Annotated in this window: 18 protein-coding genes; 6 read left to right on the top strand and 12 right to left on the bottom strand. The window is 74.5% G+C overall.

Annotation, left to right across the window (positions count from 1 at the left end; all coding sequences use genetic code 11):
- Positions 1-28: 28 nt before the first annotated feature.
- Positions 29-670 (bottom strand): TetR/AcrR family transcriptional regulator, encoded by a 642-nt coding sequence (locus QP090_RS37320; RefSeq protein ID WP_285944522.1) that lies wholly within the window; start codon positions 668-670, stop codon positions 29-31.
- Between the two features lie 104 nt (positions 671-774).
- Here QP090_RS37320 and QP090_RS37315 point away from each other — a divergent pair, with 104 nt between their 5' ends.
- From QP090_RS37315 to QP090_RS37295, 5 genes are all read left to right on the top strand, one after another.
- Complete coding sequence (locus QP090_RS37315) at positions 775-2,643, top strand: acyclic terpene utilization AtuA family protein (RefSeq protein WP_285944520.1); 1,869 nt, start codon at positions 775-777, stop codon at positions 2,641-2,643.
- Positions 2,644-2,699: 56 nt separating this feature from the next.
- A complete protein-coding gene (locus tag QP090_RS37310; protein WP_285944550.1) occupies positions 2,700-4,232 on the top strand; it encodes an acyl-CoA carboxylase subunit beta in 1,533 nt (510 codons plus the stop codon).
- An 11-nt stretch (positions 4,233-4,243) separates the two neighbouring features.
- Positions 4,244-6,250 (top strand): acetyl/propionyl/methylcrotonyl-CoA carboxylase subunit alpha, encoded by a 2,007-nt coding sequence (locus tag QP090_RS37305; RefSeq protein ID WP_285944548.1) that lies wholly within the window; start codon positions 4,244-4,246, stop codon positions 6,248-6,250.
- A complete protein-coding gene (locus QP090_RS37300; protein WP_285944518.1) occupies positions 6,247-7,401 on the top strand; it encodes an acyl-CoA dehydrogenase family protein in 1,155 nt (384 codons plus the stop codon). The genes QP090_RS37305 and QP090_RS37300 overlap by 4 nt, the downstream gene beginning before the upstream one ends.
- An 88-nt stretch (positions 7,402-7,489) precedes the next feature.
- On the top strand, positions 7,490-8,653 hold the full coding sequence (locus QP090_RS37295; protein ID WP_285944516.1) for an RDD family protein: 1,164 nt from the start codon (positions 7,490-7,492) through the stop codon (positions 8,651-8,653).
- Positions 8,654-8,681: 28 nt separating this feature from the next.
- On the opposite strand, the gene QP090_RS37290 is transcribed toward QP090_RS37295, so the two are convergent.
- From QP090_RS37290 to QP090_RS37265, 6 genes are all read right to left on the bottom strand, one after another.
- On the bottom strand, positions 8,682-9,254 hold the full coding sequence (locus tag QP090_RS37290) for a P-loop nucleotide/nucleoside kinase family protein (RefSeq protein ID WP_285944514.1): 573 nt from the start codon (positions 9,252-9,254) through the stop codon (positions 8,682-8,684).
- A gap of 55 nt (positions 9,255-9,309) precedes the next feature.
- Entirely contained in the window at positions 9,310-10,428 is a 1,119-nt protein-coding gene (locus QP090_RS37285; protein ID WP_349666539.1) for an enolase C-terminal domain-like protein, read from the bottom strand.
- 140 nt (positions 10,429-10,568) lie between these two features.
- Complete coding sequence (locus tag QP090_RS37280; protein ID WP_285944512.1) at positions 10,569-11,009, bottom strand: hypothetical protein; 441 nt, start codon at positions 11,007-11,009, stop codon at positions 10,569-10,571.
- Positions 11,010-11,079: 70 nt separating this feature from the next.
- Positions 11,080-12,618, bottom strand: coding sequence for an LCP family protein (locus QP090_RS37275; protein WP_285944511.1), 1,539 nt, complete (start codon positions 12,616-12,618; stop codon positions 11,080-11,082).
- 113 nt (positions 12,619-12,731) lie between these two features.
- Complete coding sequence (locus tag QP090_RS37270) at positions 12,732-14,225, bottom strand: LCP family protein (protein WP_285944509.1); 1,494 nt, start codon at positions 14,223-14,225, stop codon at positions 12,732-12,734.
- 152 nt (positions 14,226-14,377) lie between these two features.
- Positions 14,378-15,814, bottom strand: coding sequence for a GuaB1 family IMP dehydrogenase-related protein (locus tag QP090_RS37265; protein WP_285944508.1), 1,437 nt, complete (start codon positions 15,812-15,814; stop codon positions 14,378-14,380).
- 833 nt (positions 15,815-16,647) lie between these two features.
- Here QP090_RS37265 and QP090_RS37260 point away from each other — a divergent pair.
- Complete coding sequence (locus QP090_RS37260) at positions 16,648-17,559, top strand: Lrp/AsnC family transcriptional regulator (RefSeq protein ID WP_285944506.1); 912 nt, start codon at positions 16,648-16,650, stop codon at positions 17,557-17,559.
- Between the two features lie 59 nt (positions 17,560-17,618).
- Here the strand turns inward: QP090_RS37260 and QP090_RS37255 are convergent, their stop codons facing one another.
- The 5 genes from QP090_RS37255 to QP090_RS37235 are packed head-to-tail and all read right to left on the bottom strand — an operon-like array spanning position 17,619 to position 21,654.
- The gene (locus tag QP090_RS37255; RefSeq protein ID WP_285944503.1) at positions 17,619-18,968 is read right to left on the bottom strand and encodes a cytochrome P450; all 1,350 of its coding nucleotides are present in this window, start codon (positions 18,966-18,968) and stop codon (positions 17,619-17,621) included.
- A complete protein-coding gene (locus QP090_RS37250; RefSeq protein WP_285944501.1) occupies positions 18,965-19,570 on the bottom strand; it encodes a GTP-binding protein in 606 nt (201 codons plus the stop codon). Before QP090_RS37250 ends, QP090_RS37255 begins: the two co-directional genes overlap by 4 nt.
- Positions 19,548-19,901, bottom strand: coding sequence for a DUF742 domain-containing protein (locus QP090_RS37245; protein ID WP_285944500.1), 354 nt, complete (start codon positions 19,899-19,901; stop codon positions 19,548-19,550). The genes QP090_RS37250 and QP090_RS37245 overlap by 23 nt, the downstream gene beginning before the upstream one ends.
- A complete protein-coding gene (locus QP090_RS37240) occupies positions 19,898-20,332 on the bottom strand; it encodes a roadblock/LC7 domain-containing protein (protein ID WP_285944498.1) in 435 nt (144 codons plus the stop codon). The genes QP090_RS37245 and QP090_RS37240 overlap by 4 nt, the downstream gene beginning before the upstream one ends.
- Complete coding sequence (locus QP090_RS37235; protein WP_285944496.1) at positions 20,329-21,654, bottom strand: ATP-binding protein; 1,326 nt, start codon at positions 21,652-21,654, stop codon at positions 20,329-20,331. The genes QP090_RS37240 and QP090_RS37235 overlap by 4 nt, the downstream gene beginning before the upstream one ends.
- Between the last annotated feature and the right edge of the window lie 160 nt (positions 21,655-21,814).

The following is a 21,814-nucleotide window of genomic DNA, read 5'->3' as shown; positions in this document are numbered from 1 at the left end:
GGCGCGGGTGCTGCGGAGGAGGGCGGCGTCAGGTGGTGCCGTCAGACGGTGGGGCTGGGGCGCTGGGAGCGAGGGCCAGATCCAGGGTCTCGGCCCACTGGTGGAGGAGCCGGGCGCGGCGGGCCGAGTCATCGGTGAGCAGGTCGGCCAGGCCGAGGCCGCGCACGAGGTCGAGGGTGGCCTGGACGGTCTCGCGCACGCCGGGGACCGACTCGTCCGCACCGAGGGCTTCGACCGTGAGGCGGTGCGCCTCCCGTCCGACGCGGGCCTCCAGCGGCAGGACCTGGGCGCGCAGCTGATCGTCGGAGCTGGCGGCGACCCAGAGCTGGAGCGCGGCGCGGAAGAGCGGGCTGGTGTACATCTCGCCGAGCAGTGCGACCACGTCCAGAGTGGACGGGCGCCGTCCGGCGAGAGCGTCGAGGCGCTCGCGCATCTGGGCCATGCGCACCTCGGAGCCGTACTCGACCGCCGCGGTGACCAGCTCCTCGCGCGTGCGGAAGTGGTGCTGGGCCGCTCCGCGCGAGACGCCGGCGCGCTCGGCGACCACGGCCACGGTGGTGCCGGCCCAGCCCGCCGAGGCCAGGCAGTCGATCGCGGCCTCCAGCAGCCGCCGCCGGGTGGCGCGGCTGCGCTCCTGGCGCGGTTCGCGGGGGACGGCCTGCGTGGTCATGGTCTCCTCGGATCGGCTCGGAGGTCCCAGTCAATCAAAGGACCTCGGCAAAAAACAATCAAGCACGATTGATTTTTTTGAGCCCGGCTGGCAGGCTGCGGGCCATGAGCCAACCGTTGCGGATCGGTAACGCCTCGGGCTTCTACGGCGACCGCTTCACCGCGGTGCGGGAGATGCTGGAGGGCGGCCCGCTGGACGTCCTCACGGGCGACTACCTCGCCGAGCTGACGATGCTGATCCTCGGCCGGAGCCGGATGAAGGACCCCGCGGGTGGGTACGCGACCACGTTCCTGCGGCAGATGGAGGAGTCCCTCGGACTCGCCGTCCGGCACGGCACGAAGATCGTCACGAACGCGGGCGGGCTCAACCCGCGCGGCCTCGCGGACGCGCTGCGCGCGCTGGCCGGACGGCTCGGCGTCGACGTGCGGATCGCCCATGTCGAGGGCGACGACCTGCTCGGCAGGGCCGACGGGCTCGGCCTGGCCGCCTCGCGGTACGGCCGGCCGCTGACCGCCAACGCCTACCTGGGCGCCTGGGGCATCGTCGCATGCCTGCGGGCCGGAGCCGACATCGTGGTGACCGGCCGCGTGACCGACGCCTCGCTCGTCGTCGGGCCCGCCGCCGCGCACTTCGGCTGGGCGCGCGACGACTGGGACGCTCTGGCGGGCGCGACCGCCGCGGGCCACGTGCTGGAGTGCGGGGCGCAGGCCACCGGCGGGAACTACGCGTTCTTCCAAGAAATCTACAACGTAAAGGCGGCGGCCTGGCGAGACCCGCGCCGTGGGGACCCGCACCGTGGGAACCCGCACCGGGCAGACTCGCCGGGGTTCCCGATCGCCGAGATCCGCGCCGACGGGTCCAGCGTGATCACCAAGCATCCCGGAACCGGCGGCGCCGTCACCACCGAGACGGTCACCGCCCAGCTGCTGTACGAGATCGGCGCCCCGGCCTACGCGGGCCCGGACGTGACCACCCGGTTCGACACGATCGGGTTGCGGCGGGAGGGGCCCGACCGGGTCCTGATCAGCGGTACACGGGGCGTCCCGCCGCCCGCGTCCACCAAGGTCTGCCTCAACCATCTCGGGGGCCACCGCAACGAGATGACCTTCGTGCTCACCGGGCTCGACATCGAGGCGAAGGCGGAGTTCGCCAAGGCGCAGCTGGAGGCGTCCTTCGGTCATGGCGGTCGCGGTGGACGGCCGGCGCGCGTCGAGTGGACTCTCGTCGGCGCGGCCAGGCCCGACGCCGAGACACAGGGGGAGGCGACCGCGCTGCTGCGCTGCGCCGTGCTGGACCCCGACCCCGACAAGGTCGGCCGGGCCTTCAGCGGCGCCGTTGTGGAACTTGCGCTCGCCGGATACCCGGGCTTCACCATGACCTCCCCGCCGGGGAAGGGCGGGCCGTACGGGGTGTATACGCCAGCGTTCGTGCCCAATGAGGAGATCGAGCATGTCGCCGTCCTGCCGGACGGGACCCGGCGGGTCATTGCGCGATCGGCCTTCACACAACCCCCGCCCGCCCAGGGGGGCGACCCCAGTTCTATTGTCAACCGCCCAGATGGGGCTGCGGAAGACGAACCGCGTTCTGTGGACAACCGCGTGGTGCGGGTGCCGTTGGGGTGGGTGGCGGGAGCCCGGAGCGGGGACAAGGGGGGCGACGCCAACATCGGCGTCTGGGCTCGAACCGACGCGCAGTGGAGCTGGCTGGAAGGGTTCCTCACCACGGAACGGTTCGGCGCGCTGCTGCCGGAGACGCGCGAGCACACCGTGACGCGGCACGTCCTGCCGAACCTCCGCGCGGTGAACTTCGTCGTCGAAGGGCTGTTGCAGGAGGGCGTGTCGGCCTCGACCCGGTTCGACCCGCAGGGCAAGGCCCTCGGGGAATGGCTGCGGTCCCGCCACGTCGACGTCCCGGTGGCGCTGATCCCCGAGGAACTGATTCCAGACGACCCGATCCCGGAGGCAGTGCGTTGACCCTGAAGAGCACGCTCGATCCGCGGAGCCCGGAGTTCCGGGACCGCCGCGCGGCCATGCTCGCCAAGCTCGCGGAGCTGGACGCCGAGCACGCCAAGGCCCTGGCGGGCGGCGGAGAGAAGTACGTGACCCGGCACCGGGGGCGCGGCAAGCTGCTGGCCCGTGAGCGGATCGAGCTGCTGCTCGACCCCGACTCGCCGTTCCTGGAGCTGAGCCCGCTCGCCGCGTGGGGCAGCGACTTCCCGGTGGGCGCGAGCGTCGTGACCGGCATCGGCGTCGTCGAGGGCGTCGAATGCATGATCGTCGCGAACGACCCGACGGTGCGCGGCGGGTCCAGCAACCCCTGGACGGTCAAGAAGAGCTTCCGGGCGTCCGACATCGCGCTGGAGAACCGGCTGCCGGTGATCAACCTGGTCGAGTCCGGCGGCGCCGACCTGCCCACCCAGAAGGAGATCTTCATCCCGGGCGGCCGGATGTTCCGCGACCTGACCCGGCTGTCGGCGGCCGGGATCCCGACGATCGCGCTGGTCTTCGGCAACTCCACCGCCGGCGGCGCCTACATCCCGGGGATGTGCGACCACGTCGTCATGGTCAAGGAACGCGCGAAGGTGTTCCTCGGCGGGCCGCCGCTGGTGAAGATGGCGACCGGCGAGGAGGCCGGCGACGAGGAGCTCGGCGGCGCCGAGATGCACGCCCGCGGCTCCGGCCTCGCCGACTACATGGCGGTGGACGAGGCCGACGCGCTGCGCCTCGGCCGGCAGATCGTCAAGAACCTCGGCCACCGCCGGCTCGGACCCGCGCCCGGCCCGGCCGCCGAGCCGCTGCACGACGCCGAGGAGCTCGCCGGGATCGTCCCCGAGGACCTGAAGGTCCCGTTCGACCCGCGCGAGGTCATCGCGCGGATCGCCGACGGGTCGCGGTTCGACGAGTTCAAACCGCTGTACGGGACGAGCCTGGTCACCGGCTGGACCCGCGTGCACGGCTACCCGATCGGGGTCCTCGCCAACGCGCAGGGCGTGCTGTTCGGCGCCGAGGCGCAGAAGGCCGCGCAGTTCATCCAGCTCGCCAACCAGGGCGACGTCCCGCTGCTGTTCCTGCACAACACCACCGGCTACATGGTCGGCAAGGAGTACGAGCAGGCCGGCATCATCAAGCACGGCGCCCTGATGATCAACGCGGTGGCCAACAGCAGGGTCCCGCACATCACGATCGTCATGGGCGCCTCCTACGGCGCCGGGAACTACGGCATGTGCGGGCGCGCCTACGACCCGCGGTTCCTGTTCTCCTGGCCGAGCGCCAAGTCGGCGGTGATGGGGCCGCAGCAGCTCGCCGGGGTGCTGTCGATCGTCGCGCGGCAGGCGACCGAGGCGCGCGGGCAGGTGTACGACGAAGCGCAGGACGCGGCGATGCGCGAGATGGTCGAGGCGCAGATCGAGTCCGAGTCGCTGCCGTTCTTCCTGTCCGGGCGGCTCTACGACGACGGGGTCATCGACCCCCGCGACACCCGCACCGTCCTCGGCCTGTGCCTGTCGGTGGTCCACAACGCGCCCGTACGCGGAGCCGACGGCTTCGGCGTCTTCCGGATGTGAGCGAAGAGCTGATGATCTACAAAGTGCTGGTCGCCAACCGCGGCGAGATCGCCCGCCGCGTCTTCCGCACCTGCCGCGACCTCGGGATCGGCACCGTCGCGGTGTTCTCCGACGCCGACGCGGCGGCCCCGCACGCCGCCGAGGCCGACACCGCCGTCCGGCTGCCGGGGGCCGCGCCCGCGGACACCTATCTGCGCGGCGACCTGATCATCGAGGCGGCGCGGGCGGCGGGCGCCGACGCCGTCCACCCCGGGTACGGGTTCCTGTCGGAGAACGCCGCGTTCGCGCGCGCCGTCCTGGACGCCGGGCTCACCTGGATCGGCCCGCCGCCGGACGCCGTCGACGCGATGGGCTCCAAGATCGAGGCCAAGCGGCTGATGGCGGCGGCCGGCGTGCCGGTGCTGCCCGAGCCCGACCCGGCCGCCGTCACCGCCGCGGACCTGCCGATCCTGGTGAAGGCGTCCGCCGGCGGCGGCGGGCGCGGCATGCGCGCCGTCCGCACCCTGGATGAGCTGCCCGAGGCGCTGGAGGCGGCGCGGCGGGAGGCGCGGTCGGCGTTCGGCGACCCCGCGGTGTTCTGCGAGCCGCTGCTGGAGGACGCCCGGCACATCGAGGTGCAGATCCTCGCCGACGGGCACGGCCGCGTCTGGGCGCTGGGGGAGCGGGAGTGCTCGATCCAGCGCCGCCACCAGAAGATCGTCGAGGAGGCCCCCTCGCCCGCGGTGGACGCCCCGCTGCGCGCCGAGCTGTGCCGGGCGGCGGTGGACGCGGCCAAGGCCATCGGGTACGTCGGCGCCGGCACGGTCGAGTTCATGCTCACCGGCGACGGGCGCTTCTTCTTCCTGGAGGTCAACACCCGGCTCCAGGTCGAGCACCCGGTCACCGAGTGCGTCCACGGCCTGGACCTGGTCCGGCTCCAGATCGAGGTCGCCGAGGGACTGCCGCTGCCGGACGAGGCGCCCGCCCCGCGCGGCCACGCCATCGAGGTCCGGCTGTACGCCGAGGACCCCGCCGCCGGATGGCGGCCCGAGACCGGCGTCCTGGACACCTTCGAGGTCCCCGGCGCCGACGCCGAGTTCGCCGTGCCGGACGGGTACGGGCTGCGGCTCGACAGCGGCGTGCGGAGCGGCGACGAGGTGGGGATCCACTACGACCCGATGCTCGCCAAGCTGATCGCGTGGGGCCCCACCCGCCCGGCCGCCGCGCGCCGGCTGCGGGCCGCGCTCGCCGGAGCCCGCGTGCACGGCGTCACCACCAACCGCGACCTGCTCGTCCGGATCCTCGCCGACCCGGTGTTCCTCGCCGGGGACACCCACACCGGCTACCTCGACCAGATCGGGCTGGACGTCCTGTCCGCCCCGCTCGCGGGCGCGGACGCGGTCCGGCTGTCGGCGCTGGCGGCGGCGCTCGCGGGCGCCGCCGCCAACCGTTCGGCGGCGCGGGTCCAGGGCGGGCTCCCGTCCGGCTGGCGCAACGTCCCCTCGCAGCCGCAGCGCAAGTCCTACACCGCGCCGGACGGCACCGGGATCGAGGTGGCCTACCGGCTCACCCGCGACGGCCTGGCCGCCGAGGGCCACCCGGACGTCGCGCTCGCCGCCGCCACCGCCGGACGGGTCGTCCTCGACACCGGCACCGTCCGCCGCGCCTTCGAGGTCCGCGCCGCCGGAGACCGCGTGCACGTCGACTCCGGGCTCGGGCCGGTGACGCTGCGCGTCCCGCCCAGGTTCGCCGACCCGAGCGACCAGGTCGCGCCCGGCTCGCTGCTCGCGCCGATGCCCGGCACGGTCGTCCGGGTCGAGGCCGCGGCCGGCGACACGGTGGCCGAGGGCCGCACCCTGGTCGTCCTGGAGGCGATGAAGATGGAGCACCGCATCGCCGCGCCCGCCGGCGGGACCGTCACCGAACTGAACGTCGGCCCCGGGCAGCAGGTCGAGGCCGGTGCCGTCCTCGCCGTCATCGCCGCGCCCGAGACCGCCGCCCCTGGAGAGACCGCCACCCCTGGAGGGACCCCCCGATGAGCTTCGTCGAGACCGAGGAACGGCGGGCCCTGCGCGCCGCCGTCGCCGAACTGGGCGCCAAGTACGGTGCGTCCTACTACGTGGACCGGGCCCGGGCGGGCGAGAAGACGGGCGAGCTGTGGGCCGAGGCCGGACGGCTCGGCTACCTCGGCGTGAACGTGCCCGAGGAGTTCGGCGGCGGGGGCGGCGGCATCGGCGACCTCGCCGCGGTCTGCGAGGAGCTGGCCGCCGCGGGCTGCCCGCTGCTGCTGATGGTCGTCTCCCCGGCGATCTGCGCCACCATCATCGCCCGGTCCGGCACCGCGGAGCAGAAGCGGCGCTGGCTGCCCGGATTCGCCGACGGGGCGGTGAAGATGGCGTTCGCGATCACCGAGCCCGACGCCGGGTCCAACGCGCACCGGATCACCACCACCGCGCGCCGCGACGGCGACGGCTGGCTGCTCAACGGGCAGAAGACCTTCATCTCCGGCGTCGACGAGGCGGACGCGGTGCTGTTCGTCGGCCGCAGCCAGGACCAGCAGGGCACCCTGCGGCCCTCGCTGTTCATCGTCCCGACGGACGCGCCCGGCTTCACCTTCACCCCGATCGAGATGGAGATCGTCTCGCCGGAGAAGCAGTTCGTCTGCCACCTCGACGACGTCCGGCTGCCCTACGACGCGCTCGTCGGCGACGAGGACGGCGGGCTGCTCCAGCTCTTCGCCGGGCTCAACCCCGAGCGGATCATGGCCGCGGCGATGGGCGCCGGGATCGGCCGGCTCGCGCTCGGCAAGGCCGTCGCCTACGCCGGCGACCGGCAGGTCTTCACGACCCCGATCGGCGCGCACCAGGGCGTCCAGCACCCCCTCGCCCAGGCCAAGATCGAGCTGGAGCTGGCCCGGCTGATGGGGCAGAAGGCCGCCTGGCTGTACGACGCCGGCGACGACGCGGGCGCAGCCGAGGCCGCCAACATGGCCAAGTACGCCACTGCCGAGGCGGCGATCCACGCCGTCGACCAGGCCATCCAGACGCACGGCGGCAACGGCCTCACCACCGAGTACGGGGTCGGGATGCTCGCGGGCGTGGTGCGGCTGATGCGCATCGCCCCGGTCAGCCGCGAGATGATCCTCAACTACGTCGCGCAGCACTCCCTGGGCCTGCCCAAGTCCTACTGACGGCCGGGTGGCGGGGGCGGGGCGGCGTCCCTAAACTCTGGACGGTCCGCCGTCCTGATCATGAGTCGACGACCCCGAAGGGGCTCTCGTGCACGGCCCTCCTCCGCCCCCGTTCCCCGTGCCCTTCTCCCCGGCCCCCGAGCCCGTCCCGCCGCCCCCGCCGGGCTCGCCGGGACGGGCGGACGCCGCGCCCCGGATCCGGCGGCTCGCGGCCTGGTCGCTCGACGCGGCCCTGCTCGCGGGCGTCGCCGGACTGCTCGCCGTGATGACGTGGGGACGGCTGCACGGCTCGCTGGTGGACGGCCTGCCGGGCAAGGTGCTGTCCGCGGCCGGGGGCCTGCTGCTGTCCGGCGGCGACGCCGGACAGGCCGCCGAGGCCTTCGGCATGGGGCTCTGGCGGACGATCGTCCGCGACATCGAGCAGGCCCTCGCGCTGCTCGTCCTGATCGAGCTGCTGTACCACCTCGTCCTGCCGGCCTGCACGGGCCGGACCCTCGGCAAGACGGCCATGGACATCCGCGTCCGCGCCGCCCGCGCGACGGCGGCCGGACGCGGGCCCGGGCTGGGCCGCGCCGCCCGCCGCGCGCTGGTCGGCACCGCCGCCGGCACGGGACTGTACGCGGGGGCCTGGGTCCTCCTCCTCGAAGGCATGTTCTTCTTCGCGCTGGTCGCGTGGCTCCTCGCGGTCGCGGTGTTCGTGGCCAACAGCGCGCCCACCCTCTTCGGCGCGCGGCGGCGCTCCCTCGCCGACGCCGCGGCCGGCACCGTCGTGGTGCGCGCCCGCAGCTACCAGCGGGTCAAGGAGGCGACCCGGTACGGCGCCGTGGCCGCCTGGGACGGAGCACAGGCGGCGGGCCAGGTGGCCGGGCAGGTCGCGGGGCAGGCGGCCCGCGACAACGCGGCCAGGCTGGCCCAGAGCGGACGGGCGCAGCAGGCATTGGAGTCCGCGCCCGTCCGGCAGGTCCAGGACATGGGCAAGCGGCTGGGCGGTCGCGTCAGGAACGCCTACCGTGACCGCCGGGACGACCGCCTCCCCGGCAGCTCCGGCCAGCCAGGGGAACTCCAGCACGACCCCTACCCGCAACTCGCCGCCCCGCCCCAGCCCAACCCCGTCCAGCCCGCCCCTGCTCACCCCGGCCTGGGCGAGCCAGTCCTGGGGCGGCCCGCCCCGGTTGAGCCTGTCCCTGACCCGGCCCCGTATCCGCACCCGTACGGGAACCCGGACGAGCCGTCCGGCGGGCGACCGGCCTGAACGGGGCGGCGGCGCCCGCCTGAGCGGGTCAGAGCAGCGCCGCGACCTGCTCGCCGAGCGGTACGGGCGCGTCGAGGCGGTTGTCGATCGCCACGTGGGGGACCGGTGGCGGCTCCTCCGGGAGCATCCGGTCGACGAACGCGCCGAACGCGCCGAGCTTGCCGGCGTCGCGGTCCAGGCCGCGGGCCGTCAGCCGGTGCCGCAGCGTCGCCGGATCGGTCCGGATCCAGACCAGCCGCACCTCGGGACCGCCGAGCGCCGCCACCCACGCGTCCCAGCGGACGGGTGAGCGGATCTGCCCGGTGAACGGCGCGCTCAGCAGCACCGGGCACCCGTGCGCACGGACCTCACGGGCGGTCGAGGTCAGCCCCTCGTACTCGTGCGCCTTGACGTGCTCGTCGTACCACGGGCCCTCACGCTCGCCGGGATCGCGCCCGTGCGCCGCGAGGGTGGCCGCGACGAACGGCCCGTACAGCGTGTCCTTGTCGAGCAGCGCGGGCACGGGGCGCAGCCCCGCCAGCAGCAGCCCCGACACGGTGGTCTTCCCGCAGCCCGGCGGGCCCGCCACCACCCACACCGTCCCGGCCCTCACCGCGCCCATCGCCTCCACCTCGCCGGGTGCCCCGCGCCGCCCCGCCGGCCGCGCGCCGCCCGCGTCACACCGACAGGCGCATGCGGCGGGTCGCGAGCCGCTCGATGCGCGCCTCGTCGACCTCGTGGCCGAGGCCGGGCTGGGTCAGCGGGACCCCGACGACCCCGCCGGTCGACCGCACGGGCGGCGTCACGAACACCGGCCCGCCCGCCGGGTCGGACACGTCGCTCGGCAGCGTGCAGCCGGGCAGCGACGCCACCGCCACGGCGGCGGCCTGCCCGATGCCGAACGCGCCCGTCCCGGTGCACCACACCGCCCAGCCGGCCGCGAACGCGAGGTCGTGCGCGCCGCGGGCGGCGGTCAGCCCGCCGAACCGCTCGGGCCGCAGGTGCAGGGCGCGGCCCGCCTCCTCACCGAGTGCGGCGTCCAGGGTGTCGAGGTCGCCGACGTCCGGCGCGATCGCGGTGCCGACCCGGCGCTGGAGCCGCGCGTGGGCGGACAGGTCGGCCGCCGCGAACGGGCGTTCGAGCGCCACCAGGCCGTAGGCGTCCAGCCCCTCCAGCGCCGCCAGGTGCTCGGGCGACTCGGTGTAGGCGTGCCCAGCGTCCGCGACGATCGCCAGTGCCGGGAACGCCTGCCGGATCGCCCGCACCGGTTCGATGTCCCAGCCCGGCCGCACGTCCAGCGTGATCCGGGTGTGCCCGGCGCCGACCGCCCGGTTGACCCGGCCCGCCACCGTCTCCAGCAGCGGCTCGGGCGACAGCCGCGCGCCCGTCACGATCGAGGTGCGGGTGCCGCCGAGCGCGTGCGCGAGCGGCATCCCCCGGCCCCGGCACCACAGGTCCCAGCAGGCCGTGTCGATCGCGGCGGCGGCGTCCCGGCAGCCGAGGTCCACGGCGGCCGACGCGTCCTCGGGCCGGTCGAGCTGGAGCCCGATCAGGGCCGGGCCCATCCGCTCCTCGATGTCGGTCCAGGCGCGTCCGGGGCCGTCGTCAGGGCCCCGGCCGCCCGCGCCGCCGCGCCCGCCGCCGGACCGGCCGTTCGGCGCCGCCGGCACCGAGACCTCGCCCCAGCCCACCGCGCCGTCGGCGCCGGCGAGCCGGATCAGGATGCTCTCCGGACGCCGGCCGCGCGGCATCGCCACCCGGAAGGCGTCGCAGCCGTGGATCTGGGGCACCCGCACCCGCCCCCTCGTGATCGGAAGTGTTCCCTCCCCATGATCCCCCCTCCGGGGACCGGGAGGACACCTCCGCGCCGAGGTGGGAGCGCGTGGCGGGGACCCCGCGGCGCGGGCCCCGCGGGGAGAGCGGCCCGCCCGCCTTGTCAGGACGTGGGGGAGCGGCGGAAACGGCGGAGCGGGCGCCGGACGTAGCCGCCGTCGTCCAGGCCCGCCAGGCGCTCGAACGGGTTGTAGGACGAGTAGTCGCCGCACAGCGCGAACGACGCCCCGGCGGCGGCGAGGTAGAGCGGGATCATCACGGGACCCAGGCAGAACGCGTACTGGGTCGCGTGCCGTCCCTCATGGCGCAGCAGGGCGGGCCGGTCGAGCAGGCCCGCCGCGTCGCCGCGCACCAGGATCACGTTGCCGACGGTGAAGGCGGGCGCGGCCGGGAGCGGCAACCGGTACCCGCCGGCCACCAGCAGCCCGGCCGGCGCGCCGGCCGGGCGCGGGCCGCGGGCCCCGGCTGCCGCGAGGAGCAGCCCGAGCGGCGTGGAGAGGTTGACCGCGTTGACGATCTGGCGGAGCCGGTGCGCCGGTTTCACGGCCCCAGTGTGCTCCGGGACGGCGCCGCGCCGCGAGACCCCCGCCCGGGGGTCTCGCGGCGCGGGGAGGTCAGGGGCAGGTGGCGTCGAGGGACGTCGGCTTGCTCTCGCCGCCGGGCTTGTGCGTCGCCTGGCCGCTCGGCGCGGCCGTGGAAGCGCCGGCGGACGGCGTGCCGGGCGACGGGGCGCCGGCGGACGGGGAGGCGTTCGCGGCGCCGCTCGACGACGCGCTGGGGGAGGGGCTCGAGGCGGGCGGGGGCGCGACGGCCTTGGCCGTCAGCTTGCGGATCAGCGCGAAGTCGGGGGCGCCGGTGCTGATCAGCGGCGGCACGAACTGGAGGCTGTTGATCTGCGCGCCGTCCTTGACCTCGTTCGACAGCGTCATCAGCGCGGGCAGCAGCTCCTGCGGGATGTCGGTGGCCAGCGTCCGCTTGGCGGCGGTGGCCAGCTTGTCGAAGCTGGTCAGCACGGTCTGCGGGTTGGCCTGCTGCGCGATCGCGCGCATCAGGCACTTCTGCCGGCCCATCCGGGCGTAGTCGTCGCTCATGGTGCGGGACCGTCCGTACCAGAGCGCCTCCTTGCCCTTCAGCGTCCGCTCGCCGGGCTGGAGCACGCCGCCCTGCAACCCGTACGGGATCGGCTCGGTGATCTTGACCTTGACGCCGCCCATCGCGTCGATGATGTCGGCGAAGCCGAACATGTCGACCAGGATGTAGTAGTCGACCGGCTGGCCGAGGATGCCCGAGATGGTCGACTTCAGCAGCTCGGGGCCGCGCTGGTTCTTCAGCGCGCCGGGCACCACGTCGGGGTGCTCCTCGGCGTACTGGTACACCTCGTTGAGCAGGCCGGGAGTGCCCGGGCCGTCGCCGGTGAAGCCGTAGGGGAACCGGTCTCGGGCCGGGCCCGCCGGCAGCTGGAAGTGCTCCAGGTTGCGCGGCAGGCTGAACAGGACGGTGTCGCCGGTCTTGGTGTCGACGCTGGCCAGGGTCATGCTGTCGGTGCGGACGCCCTCGCGGTTGGACGCGGCGTCGCCGCCCAGCAGCAGCACGTTGACCCTGGACTGCCCGTTCCACGGGTCCTTGGCGTCGACCTTGCGCCCGTTGGAGCCGCCGGTGCGGAAGATGCTCGTCAGCGCGTCCCGGTAGACGAAGGTGTTGTAGGCGCCCCACGACACCGGCACCGCCACCGCGAAGCACACCACCGCCACCGCCACCGCGCCCGCCGTGTGCGCCGGCACCGACAGGCCCGCCGGGCGGACGATCTGGTACGAGCGGATGACCACGGTGATCCAGAACAGCCCGAGCACCAGCAGCCCGACCGCGATGGTCCGCAGCCAGTCGGGGCGCACGGCCAGGTGCACCAGATCGGAGCGGTAGAACGTGCCGGCGAGGACGCCCGCCGCGACCAGCACCGTGAACAGGGCGAGCAGCAGCGCGCCGATCCAGCGGCGGCCCGTGGACAGATGCGCGACGCCCCAGACCAGGGCCGAGGCGGCCGTCAGGCCGAGCGCCCTGACCAGGCCGCGCGGTCCGTCCTGGGCGCGGTCCGACTCCGACTCCGGCTCCGTGCCGTCCTCCCGGTCACGCCGGCTCGCTGATCGCCTCGCCATGTACGCTCCGATCCCCCATCCACGGTGAATTCAGCCTCCGACTTACATTATGGACGCGCAAAACCGGGCAAGGGTTGCGTACGAGTCGACCGAATGCGGGCTGATTAGTAACTTCAGGTGCAGCTCCGGCCAAGACTATGCAATCCGGCCGCGCCGCGGGGGCCTTGATCAGATTCCCGCACGGCTCGATCCGCGAGCCGCCGGATCTGCGGGTAGTCGGGCCGCCCGGGCTGCACCAGCGGCGGGACGAACTGCACCGAGGTCACCTCGGCGTCCTTGACGCGCCCTGAGAGCTCGATCAGGGACGGCAGGAGGCTCTGCGGCAGATCGGTGCTCACCGAGGACTTGAAGGTCTGAGAGAGGTCCTGGAAGCTCCGCAGCACCGTCAGGGGGCTCGCCTGGCGGGCGATCGCCCACATCAGGCACTTCTGCCGGCCCATCCGGCTGTAGTCGCTGCTGCCGGTGCGCGACCGCCCGTACCAGAGCGCCTCCCGGCCGCCGAGCCGCCGGCAGCCCGGCCGCAGGACTCCGGCGGGCACCTGCTCGCGCGGCGCCGGGACCGCCTCGCCGACGCAGACCCGCACCCCTCCCATCGCGTCGACGATCTGCCGGAAGCTGCGCATATCGACCATCGCGTAATAGGGAACCGGGCGGCCGAGAATGTGGCCGATTGTCCGTTTGAGCAGTTCGGCGCCGGGGTCGCGGTACCGGCCGCCGCGCAGCACGGACGGATGAAGGGTGCCCTGCTGGTAGACGGCGTTGAGGAGCTCCTCCTCCGGAAACGGCACCGGGCCGTGCCCCGACCAGACCGGCACGTGTTGCAGGTTGCGGGGCAGGCTCAGCAGGACGGTGTCGCCGGTCTTGGTGTCGACGCTGGCCAGGGTCATGCTGTCGGTCCGTATCCCCGGACGGCCCACGTCGGCGTCGCCGCCGATGAGCAGCAGGTCCAGGCGGCCGGGCGGGACCGGAGCCCGCTGCGAGGCCGGGCTGGAACCGGGCGCGCCCGCCCCGCCCGCAGGCCCGGCGGGAGCGGGCCGGTCGGCGGACGCGCCGCCCGCGAACACGCTGCCGACCAGATCCCGTTGGAGGTAGGCGTACCGGGCCAGCGTCAGCGGCGGCACCGTCATCAGCAGGCACAGCACCGTCGCCGCCGAGCCCCCGGCCAGCCGCCAGGCCGGGGGCAGCCCGGCGGGCAGCAGCACGGCGTAGGAATGCGCGCCCAGCACCGCCCACAGCCCCGCCAGGAGGATCGAGGCGGTGATGAGCGCCAGCAGCCACCCTGGGCGGACGGTGAGTTGCAGCAGGCTCGCACGGGCGCTCCCGGCCACCACCGCGGCCACGGCCAGCAGCACCGCGTGGACGATGAGCAGCAGCGCGCCCGCCCGGATCCGCCCGGCCCGCAGATGGGCCACCCCGGGCAACAGCGGCGCCAGCGCGGCCAGCAGTAGCGCCTCCGCCAGCCGGGAGAGCGCGGGGGTGGCCCCGAGCGCGTCCCGGGCGGGGGAGCCCCCGGCCGCGCCGTCCCGATCCTCGTCGGCGGATCCGTCCGATCCGCCCGATCCGTCCGAGCGTTCGGCGTGCGTGCCGACCGGTCCCCCGTCGTCCATGATCCGCCCCCTATCGGGACGGAGCCCCCGCGACTCCGTCCGTGAAGGCAAAGAGTGCAGGCCAGATCACCTAAAGTGCGAAGATGATCACGGCGTGTCGCTGAATTGGCGCTGCGACGGCCCCCAGGCGGGCGCGGCCGTTCGGCCCCGGGTCACCAGCTCGTCGACAGCGGCATGCCCTCGGCGTACCCGGACGAGCTCTGGACCCCGACCGTCGCGCGCTCGTGGAACTCCTCCAGCGTGCGCGCGCCCGCGTAGGTGCACGAGCTGCGCAGCCCCGCCACGATCGAGTCGACCAGGTCCTCCACCCCGGGCCGCCGCGGGTCGAGGAACATCCGGGACGTGGAGATGCCCTCCTCGAACAGCGCCTTGCGGGAGCGCTCGAAGGGGGAGTCCTCGGCGGTGCGCAGCCGGACGGCCCGCGCGGACGCCATCCCGAAGCTCTCCTTGTAGAGCCGCCCGTCGGCGGCGCGCTGGAGGTCGCCCGGCGACTCGTAGGTGCCGGCGAACCAGGAGCCGACCATCACGTTGGCGGCGCCCGCGGCCAGGGCGAGCGCCACGTCGCGGGGGTGTCGCACCCCGCCGTCGGCCCACACGTGCCTGCCGTGCCGGCGGGCCTCGGCGGCGCACTCCAGCACGGCGGAGAACTGCGGGCGGCCCACGCCGGTCATCATCCGCGTGGTGCACATGGCGCCCGGCCCCACGCCGACCTTGACGATGTCGGCGCCCGCCTCGATCAGGTCGCGGACGCCCTCGGCGGTCACCACGTTGCCGGCCGCGACCGGGACGCCCGGGTCGAGGCCGCGGACCGCCGCCAGCGCGCTGATCATCTTCTCCTGGTGGCCGTGCGCGGTGTCGACCACGAGCAGATCGGCGCCGGCCTCCAGCAGCGCCTTGGCCTTGCCCGCCACGTCGCCGTTCACTCCGACCGCCGCCGCGACGCGCAGCCGGCCGCCCGCGTCGACCGCCGGGTCGTAGAGGGTGGCGCGCAGCGCCGCGGTCTTGGTGAGGATGCCGGAGAGCCGGCCGTCGCCGTCGACCACGGGCGCGAGCCGGTGTCCGCGCTCGTGCAGCCGGTCGAACGCCTCGCGGGGGTCGACGCCGCCGGGCAGCGTGACCAGGTCGCTGGACATGATGTCGCGGAGCTGCGCGAACCGGTCGACGCCCTGGCAGTCGGCCTCGGTCACCACGCCGACGGGCCGGTCGTCCTCGACCACGATCACCGCGCCGTGCGCGCGCTTGGGCAGCAGGGCCAGCGCCTCGCCCGCGGTGCTCGTCGGGCCGAGCCGGATCGGGGTGTCCACGACCAGGTCGCGCCGCTTGACCCAGCCGATCACGTCGGCGACCACCTCGGTCGGGATGTCCTGCGGGATCACCGCGAGGCCGCCGCGCCGGGCGATGGTCTCGGCCATCCGCCGGCCCGACACCGCCGTCATGTTGGCCACGACAAGCGGGACCGTGGTGCCGCTGCCGTCCGACGTCGACAGGTCGACCTCGAGCCTGGACCCGACCGCCGAGCGGCGGGGGACCATGAAGACATCGTTGTAGGTGAGGTCGTGAGTGACGGGCTCACCGTTCAGCAGACGCACGGCTTCTCTACACACCAATCGTCGATCAGGGTGGCTGGGCCACCGAACATTCTGTGTCATACCCGTAGATGCCCGGACCAAGCCGGAACCAAGGCCCTATATCGGGCCTGCGAAAGACCGGTGGAGGGCCTTCCGGGACGCCCCCGACCGCCTGAGGACGGTCCAGAAGCGCCCCACGGGCGCGCAGCGGCGTCGCGAGGGCCTTACGTAGGCCCGCACCCCGGGGTGACGGCGCGGTGTCTCCAGAGTGGCGTAAAGATCCCCTCCCGGAACCCCCGCGGCGGCCACCGCTTTCACCGGCGGTTCTGCTCTTAACGCAGGGGGTGGAGCAGGCGCAGTCGAATCGGGGGCAACGTGAGGTTTAGCTCTCTGTAAAGTTACCTCTTGACGTAACTGCGCCCCCGATGCACTTTTCTTACATGTGCCTCATTCGGAAGGCCGGCCCTCCGTAGGAGGCGTCACAGCAGAACACCGGGAGAGGCACATGCGAGTCACGCACCTGGGCCCGGCCGGTCGTGCCCGCCCGTGCCGCGGGCCGCCGGGCCCGCGCCGCCGCCCGCCGTCCCGCCCCCGAAGTGATCATCACCACCCCGACCGCCCCCGCCCCCCGCCGCGCCGGGCCGGTCGTGCCGGGCGGCCCGATCGGCGTTGTGCTCACGCACCGGTCGGCGCGGCGCGGCAATCGTCGCCGCGGAGACCGTACGCCGACGCTTCGACGGTCACCGGGCACCCCGAACACGAGCAAGATCAATATTTGACGTCATACCGTCCCGAAATGGAATGATCTTGCAGTTGCTGGCAGAACGCTTCATTGCATATCGAGGAGGACAGCCGTGCTGGATGCGGTCGACGCCGTGCTCGTCCGCGAGCTCCAGCGGGATGGCAGGGCGACGTTCCAGGCGCTCGCCGATCGCGTCGGGCTTTCCCGCACGGCCGTGCGGGCACGCGTGCAGAACCTCCTCGAAACCGAGGTCGTCCGGGTCGTTGGCATCGTGCACGCCGCGGTCGTCGGCGCCGAGGCGATCGGGCACGTGTCGGTCACCGTGGACGGCTCGGCCCGCAAGGTCGCCGCGGCGATCGCCGGGCACCCGGCGGTCAGCTTCACCGCGCTGACCGCTGGGCCCTACGACCTGGTCGCCCAGGTGCGCACCCGGGACGACGCCGCGCTGGCCGCGGAGGTCGACCAGATCCGGTCGGTGCCCGGGGTGCGGTGGGCCGAGGTGTTCCGCTCGGTCGCCACCGTGCGCGACACCCACGCGGTGGTGCGCGAGCTCGGCGAGATCACCCTCGACGACATCGACTGGCGGCTGCTTCAGGAGCTCCAGCGTGACGGTCGCGCCCCCTACACCCGGCTCGCGCACATCATCGGGCTGTCCCAGGCCGCCACCCGGGCCCGGGTGGTGCGGCTGATGCGCTCGGGCGTCATCCAGGTGACCGGGCTGGCCGATCCGCTCGCGCTCGGCGCCGCCGAGCTCGGCGGCTTCGGGCTGACGGTGACCGGCGGGCTCCGGCGGGCCGCGGAGGCGGTGGCCGAGCAGGAGGGCGTCCGCTACCTGGCGACCGGCTTCGGCCGCTACGACATCGTCGGCCAGGCCGAGGCGTCGTCGCGCGCGGAGCTGGTGGCCGTGCTGGACGCCGTCCGCGCGGTCCCCGGCGTCAGCGTGCGGGAGTCCTGGCACCACCTGGACGTGCTCAAGGAGTCCTACGCCGTCGAGCTGCCCGACAAGCCGCTCAACGGCGCCTGACCCCCGCCGCCGCGCCGGGCCGCCGCGTCACCGTGTCCCGCGCCGGGCCGTCCGCTCCTTCACCGGGGCGGACGGGCCGCGGCGGGGCCCGCCGGTGCCCGCGGCGCGGGCGGGAACCGGACCGGTAGCTCGGCCAGGGCACGGTGGAACGGGCCGGGCCGCCAGACCAGCCCTCCGGCCGGCACGGCGAGCTCCAGGTCGGGCAGCCGGTCCAGGACCCGCTCGATCGCGACGATGGCGATCAGCCGGGCCGGGTTCTTGGCCGGGCAGGTGTGCGGGCCGGCGCTCCAGGCCAGGTGGGCGCGGTTGCCCGCGCGGTAGGCGCCGGACCGGTCGCCGCCGGCCCGCGCCGGGTCGGTGTTGGCGGCGGCGAAGCTGATCACCACCGGCTGGTCCGCGGGCAGCCGCACCCCGGCGAAGTCGAGGTCGCGCACCGGGTAGGTGACCGCGTAGTTGGCCATCGGCGGGTCGGTCCACAGGATCTCGTCGAGGGCCTCCTCGACCGGCAGGCTCCCGCCGGACAGGTCGCCCGCGAACCGGTCGTCCGACAGCAGCAGCCTGATCCCGTTGGTGATGAGGTTCTGCTCGGGCTCGGTGCCGGCGCCGAGGAGCAGGATGAGCTGGTGCGCCATCTCCTCGTCGGTCAGCCCCACCGGATGGCCCAGCATCCACGAGGCCACGTCGGCGCCGGGCGACCGCCGCTTCAGCGCCACCAGGTCGAGCACCGCCTCGCCGAGCACGGCGTTGGCCTTCTCGGCCTCGACGCCGTCGAAGATGCCGCTCATGCCGAAGACCAGCCGGTCGCCGATCTCGGCCGGGCAGCCGAACATCTCGTTGAAGATCAGCAGCGGCAGCACCCGCGCGTACTGGGCGGCCAGGTCCGCCGCGCCGTCGGCGGCGAACGCGTCGATGAGGGCGTCGCCGTTGCGCTCCACGTGCTCGCGCAGCGTGAAGGGGTCGAGCCGGGCCAGGCTGTCGGTCACCGCCGCGCGCAGCCGCGCGTGGACGCCGCCGTCGGTCAGCAGGCAGTTCGGCCGGTACATCATCATCGGCAGGACGGGGCAGTCCGGCGCCACCGTCCGCTCCCAGCGGCGCGCGTCCTTGGGGAACGTGCCGGGGTCGCGGAGCACCTCCAGCGCCGCGTCGTAGCCGATGACGAGCGTCGCGGGCACCCCGGGCGCGAGCTCGACCGGCGCGACGGGGCCCCGCTCGCGCAGCTCGGCGTAGAACCTGTCGGGCGCGGCGTCGAACGCGGGCCCGTACATCCGCGGACGGCCCGTCCCGCCGGAACCCGGGCCCGAACCGCCGGCGGGGCCGGTGCCGGGAGCCGCGTCCGGCCCGGGCCCGGGTTCGGGTTCGAGTTCGGTCGCGGGGGCGGATGGGGGGACGGCGGCCGGGTCGGTGGTCACTCGGGCTCCTGGTCGAGGGTGAGGAGGTGGTCGACGAGGGTGATCAGCGCGCGGGTGGACGACTCGTGGTCACGGGCGTCGCAGCTCACCAGCGGGGTGCCGGGCAGCAGGTCGAGCGCCTCGCGGATCTCGTCGTCGGGGAACGCCGGGGCGGTCTCGAACCGGTTGACCGCCACCGCGTACGGCAGGCCGTGCTGCTCCAGCAGGTCCATCACCTCGAACGACTGCCGGAGCCGGGAGGTGTCGACCAGGACCAGCGCGCCGAGCGCACCGCGCGCCAGGTCGTGCCACAGCCGCTCGAACCGGCTCTGCCCGGGGGTGCCGAACAGGTACAGCACGAGCTGCTCGCTGAGCGTCAGCCGGCCGAAGTCCATCGCGACGGTCGTGGTCGTCTTGTCCGGGACGCCGGCCAGATCGTCGACGATCGCGCCGGCCTGGGTCATGCGCTCCTCGGTCCGCAGCGGGCGGATCTCCGACAGCGTGCCGACGAAGGTGGTCTTGCCGACCGCGAAGTGGCCGACGATGAGCAGCTTCACCGCGGTCCGCACGGTGTCGGGCAGGTAGACCGGCTCGGCCGCCTCAGAGGCGGGCGCGGAGTCCATCGAGCACCTCCTGGAGGAGCTGGAGCCTGGGCGGCCGGGCGGACGGTGCGGGGGCGCGGGTGGTGACGTGGCCGCTGTCCATCAGGTCCGACAGCAGCACCCGGGCGACCCCGACGGGCAGCCGCAGGTGCCCGGCGATCTCGGCGACCGACAGCGCCCCGCCGCGGCACAGCGTCACGATGCGGCGCTGCTCGGGGTTCAGCCCGGTGGTCCGGTCGCTGACCGCGATCACCAGCGTCACCAGGTCGAACACGTTGCGGCTCGGATGCGCGCGCCCGCCGGTGACCACATGCGGCCGGACCAGGGCGCGCTCGTCGCGGGGCGGCCTCATGCGGTCCGGCCGGGCCCGTGCCGCGGCGGCGTGGTCAGCTCCTTGCCGAGCCGCTGGACGAGCTCCTGGAGCCGGAACGAGACCGCCTCCATGTCGACGTGCGGGGACGCCGACACCGCCAGGTAGGCGCCCGGGCCCGCCGCGACCAGGAACACGTATCCGTCGTCGAACTCGCTGACCGTCTGCCGCCAGGGCGTGTCGGCCGCGCCGCAGAACTCGGCCGTGCTGCGGGCCAGCGACTGCAGCCCCGACATCCCGGCGGCCTGCCGCTCGGCCTCGTCGCGGCCGATCCGCTCGGAGTGCGCCATCAGCAGCCCGTCGGCCGACAGCAGGATCGCGTACCGCGTCCCGGGCATCCGCAGGGCGTCGTCGAGCATCCAGCCGAGCTTGTTGTGACCGGCGCCGGCGCTCTGGTCCATCGTCTCGTTCATGGCCGGGGGTCCTTCCGTTCGCTATCGGGCGGTGGGGCGGCGCGTCCGGACCGGGTGCCGCGCTGCCAGGCGCCGAGCCCCGCGGCGGTCGCCCTGGCCGGGCGGACGGGCGGGCCGCCGGTCTCAGGGGGCGGCCCGCCCGGTCCGGGTGCGGCCTTCCCGGCGGCGCTCGCGCGCGTCCTCTTGGGCAGGCCGCCGGCCGTGGTCGGCGCGGACGGGTCGAGAGGGGCCTCGAAGTCCGGGGGCTCCGCCGGCGCCCGGCGGGCCTGCGCCGCTCCGGAGGCCACCGCGGCGGCCTCCGGAGCGCGCGGCTCCTCGGGGACGTCCGTCAGCAGCTCGCTGGGCAGGAACACGACCGCGCGCACGCCGCCGTACGGCGACCGGGTGTCGACCGAGACGGTGAACCCGTACCGCGCGGCGAGCACCCCCGCCACCGCGAACCCCACCTGGGGCGGGTCGCCGAGCCCGTGCACGTCGGCCGCGCGCTCCCCCGACAGCAGCCGGGTCGCGTGCTGGATCTCCTCGGTGTCCATCGCGACCCCGGCGTCGTCGATCATGATCGCGATGCCGTTGTGCGTGTTCCGCACGTTGACCTCGACGGCGGTGTCGGGCTGCGAGTGCCGCGCCGCGTTGTCCAGCAGCTCGGCGACGGTGAGCACGACCGGCTCCACCGCGCGGGCGGTGACCGCCGCGTTCACCGGCGAGTGCACCTCCACCCGCAGGTAGTCGCGGATCCGGGAGGTCGCGCCGCGCACCACGTCGCTGAGCGTGGACGCCGCGCGCTGTTGGCCGGGCCACGAGCCGCACAGCACCGCGGTGGCCTGCGCGCGCCGGCCGAGCTGGGCGTTCATGTGGTCCAGCCGGAGCAGGTCCGAGAGCGTGTCGGGGTCGTCGTGCCGGTCCTGCATGTTCGACAGGACGAGCTGCTGCTCGCCGGCCAGGCTCTGCACCGAGCGCATCGCCCCGCGCAGCGCCGACTTGGCCGACTGGTCGGCGCGGGCCCTGACCCGCTCGACCGAACCGGCGACCAGCTCCATGGCCGCGTCGATGCCCTGCTCGTACACCGGCCCGAGGCGGCGCGCGTCGTGCAGCGGGCCCGACACCGTCACCGCCGGGTTGTGCAGCGACTCCAGCAGCTCGGGCAGGCGCGTCCCGGCCAGGTGCCGGACCTCCTGGTCGCGGGCGTCCAGGTCGGCGCGCAGGGCGGTGTTCTGTCTGCGCAGGCGGAGGGTGGCGCGCCGCTCCCGGGTCAGGAGCACCGCGGTGGCGGCGATGCCGGCGACCGAGCAGAAGGTCGCCATGGCCAAGAGGAATTGCTCCATCTGATCCTCGTGCGCTACGGGGGTTGGAGGGGTGGCGTGCCATGGTGGCACGACCTGACGCGCCGTGGTCAGCGTGTCCCGAGATCGCTCGCCCCGCCGCCCGCCCCGGCGCCCGACGGTCGCGCCCGACCGGTGGGAGCGTGTCGCGGGCCGCGGGGGA

This window comes from Actinomadura xylanilytica (assembly GCF_030283145.1).
GTDB lineage: Bacteria > Actinomycetota > Actinomycetes > Streptosporangiales > Streptosporangiaceae > Spirillospora > Spirillospora xylanilytica.
Note: the sequence above shows the minus strand (reverse complement) of the source record. Positions and strands in the feature narration are given on the sequence as shown.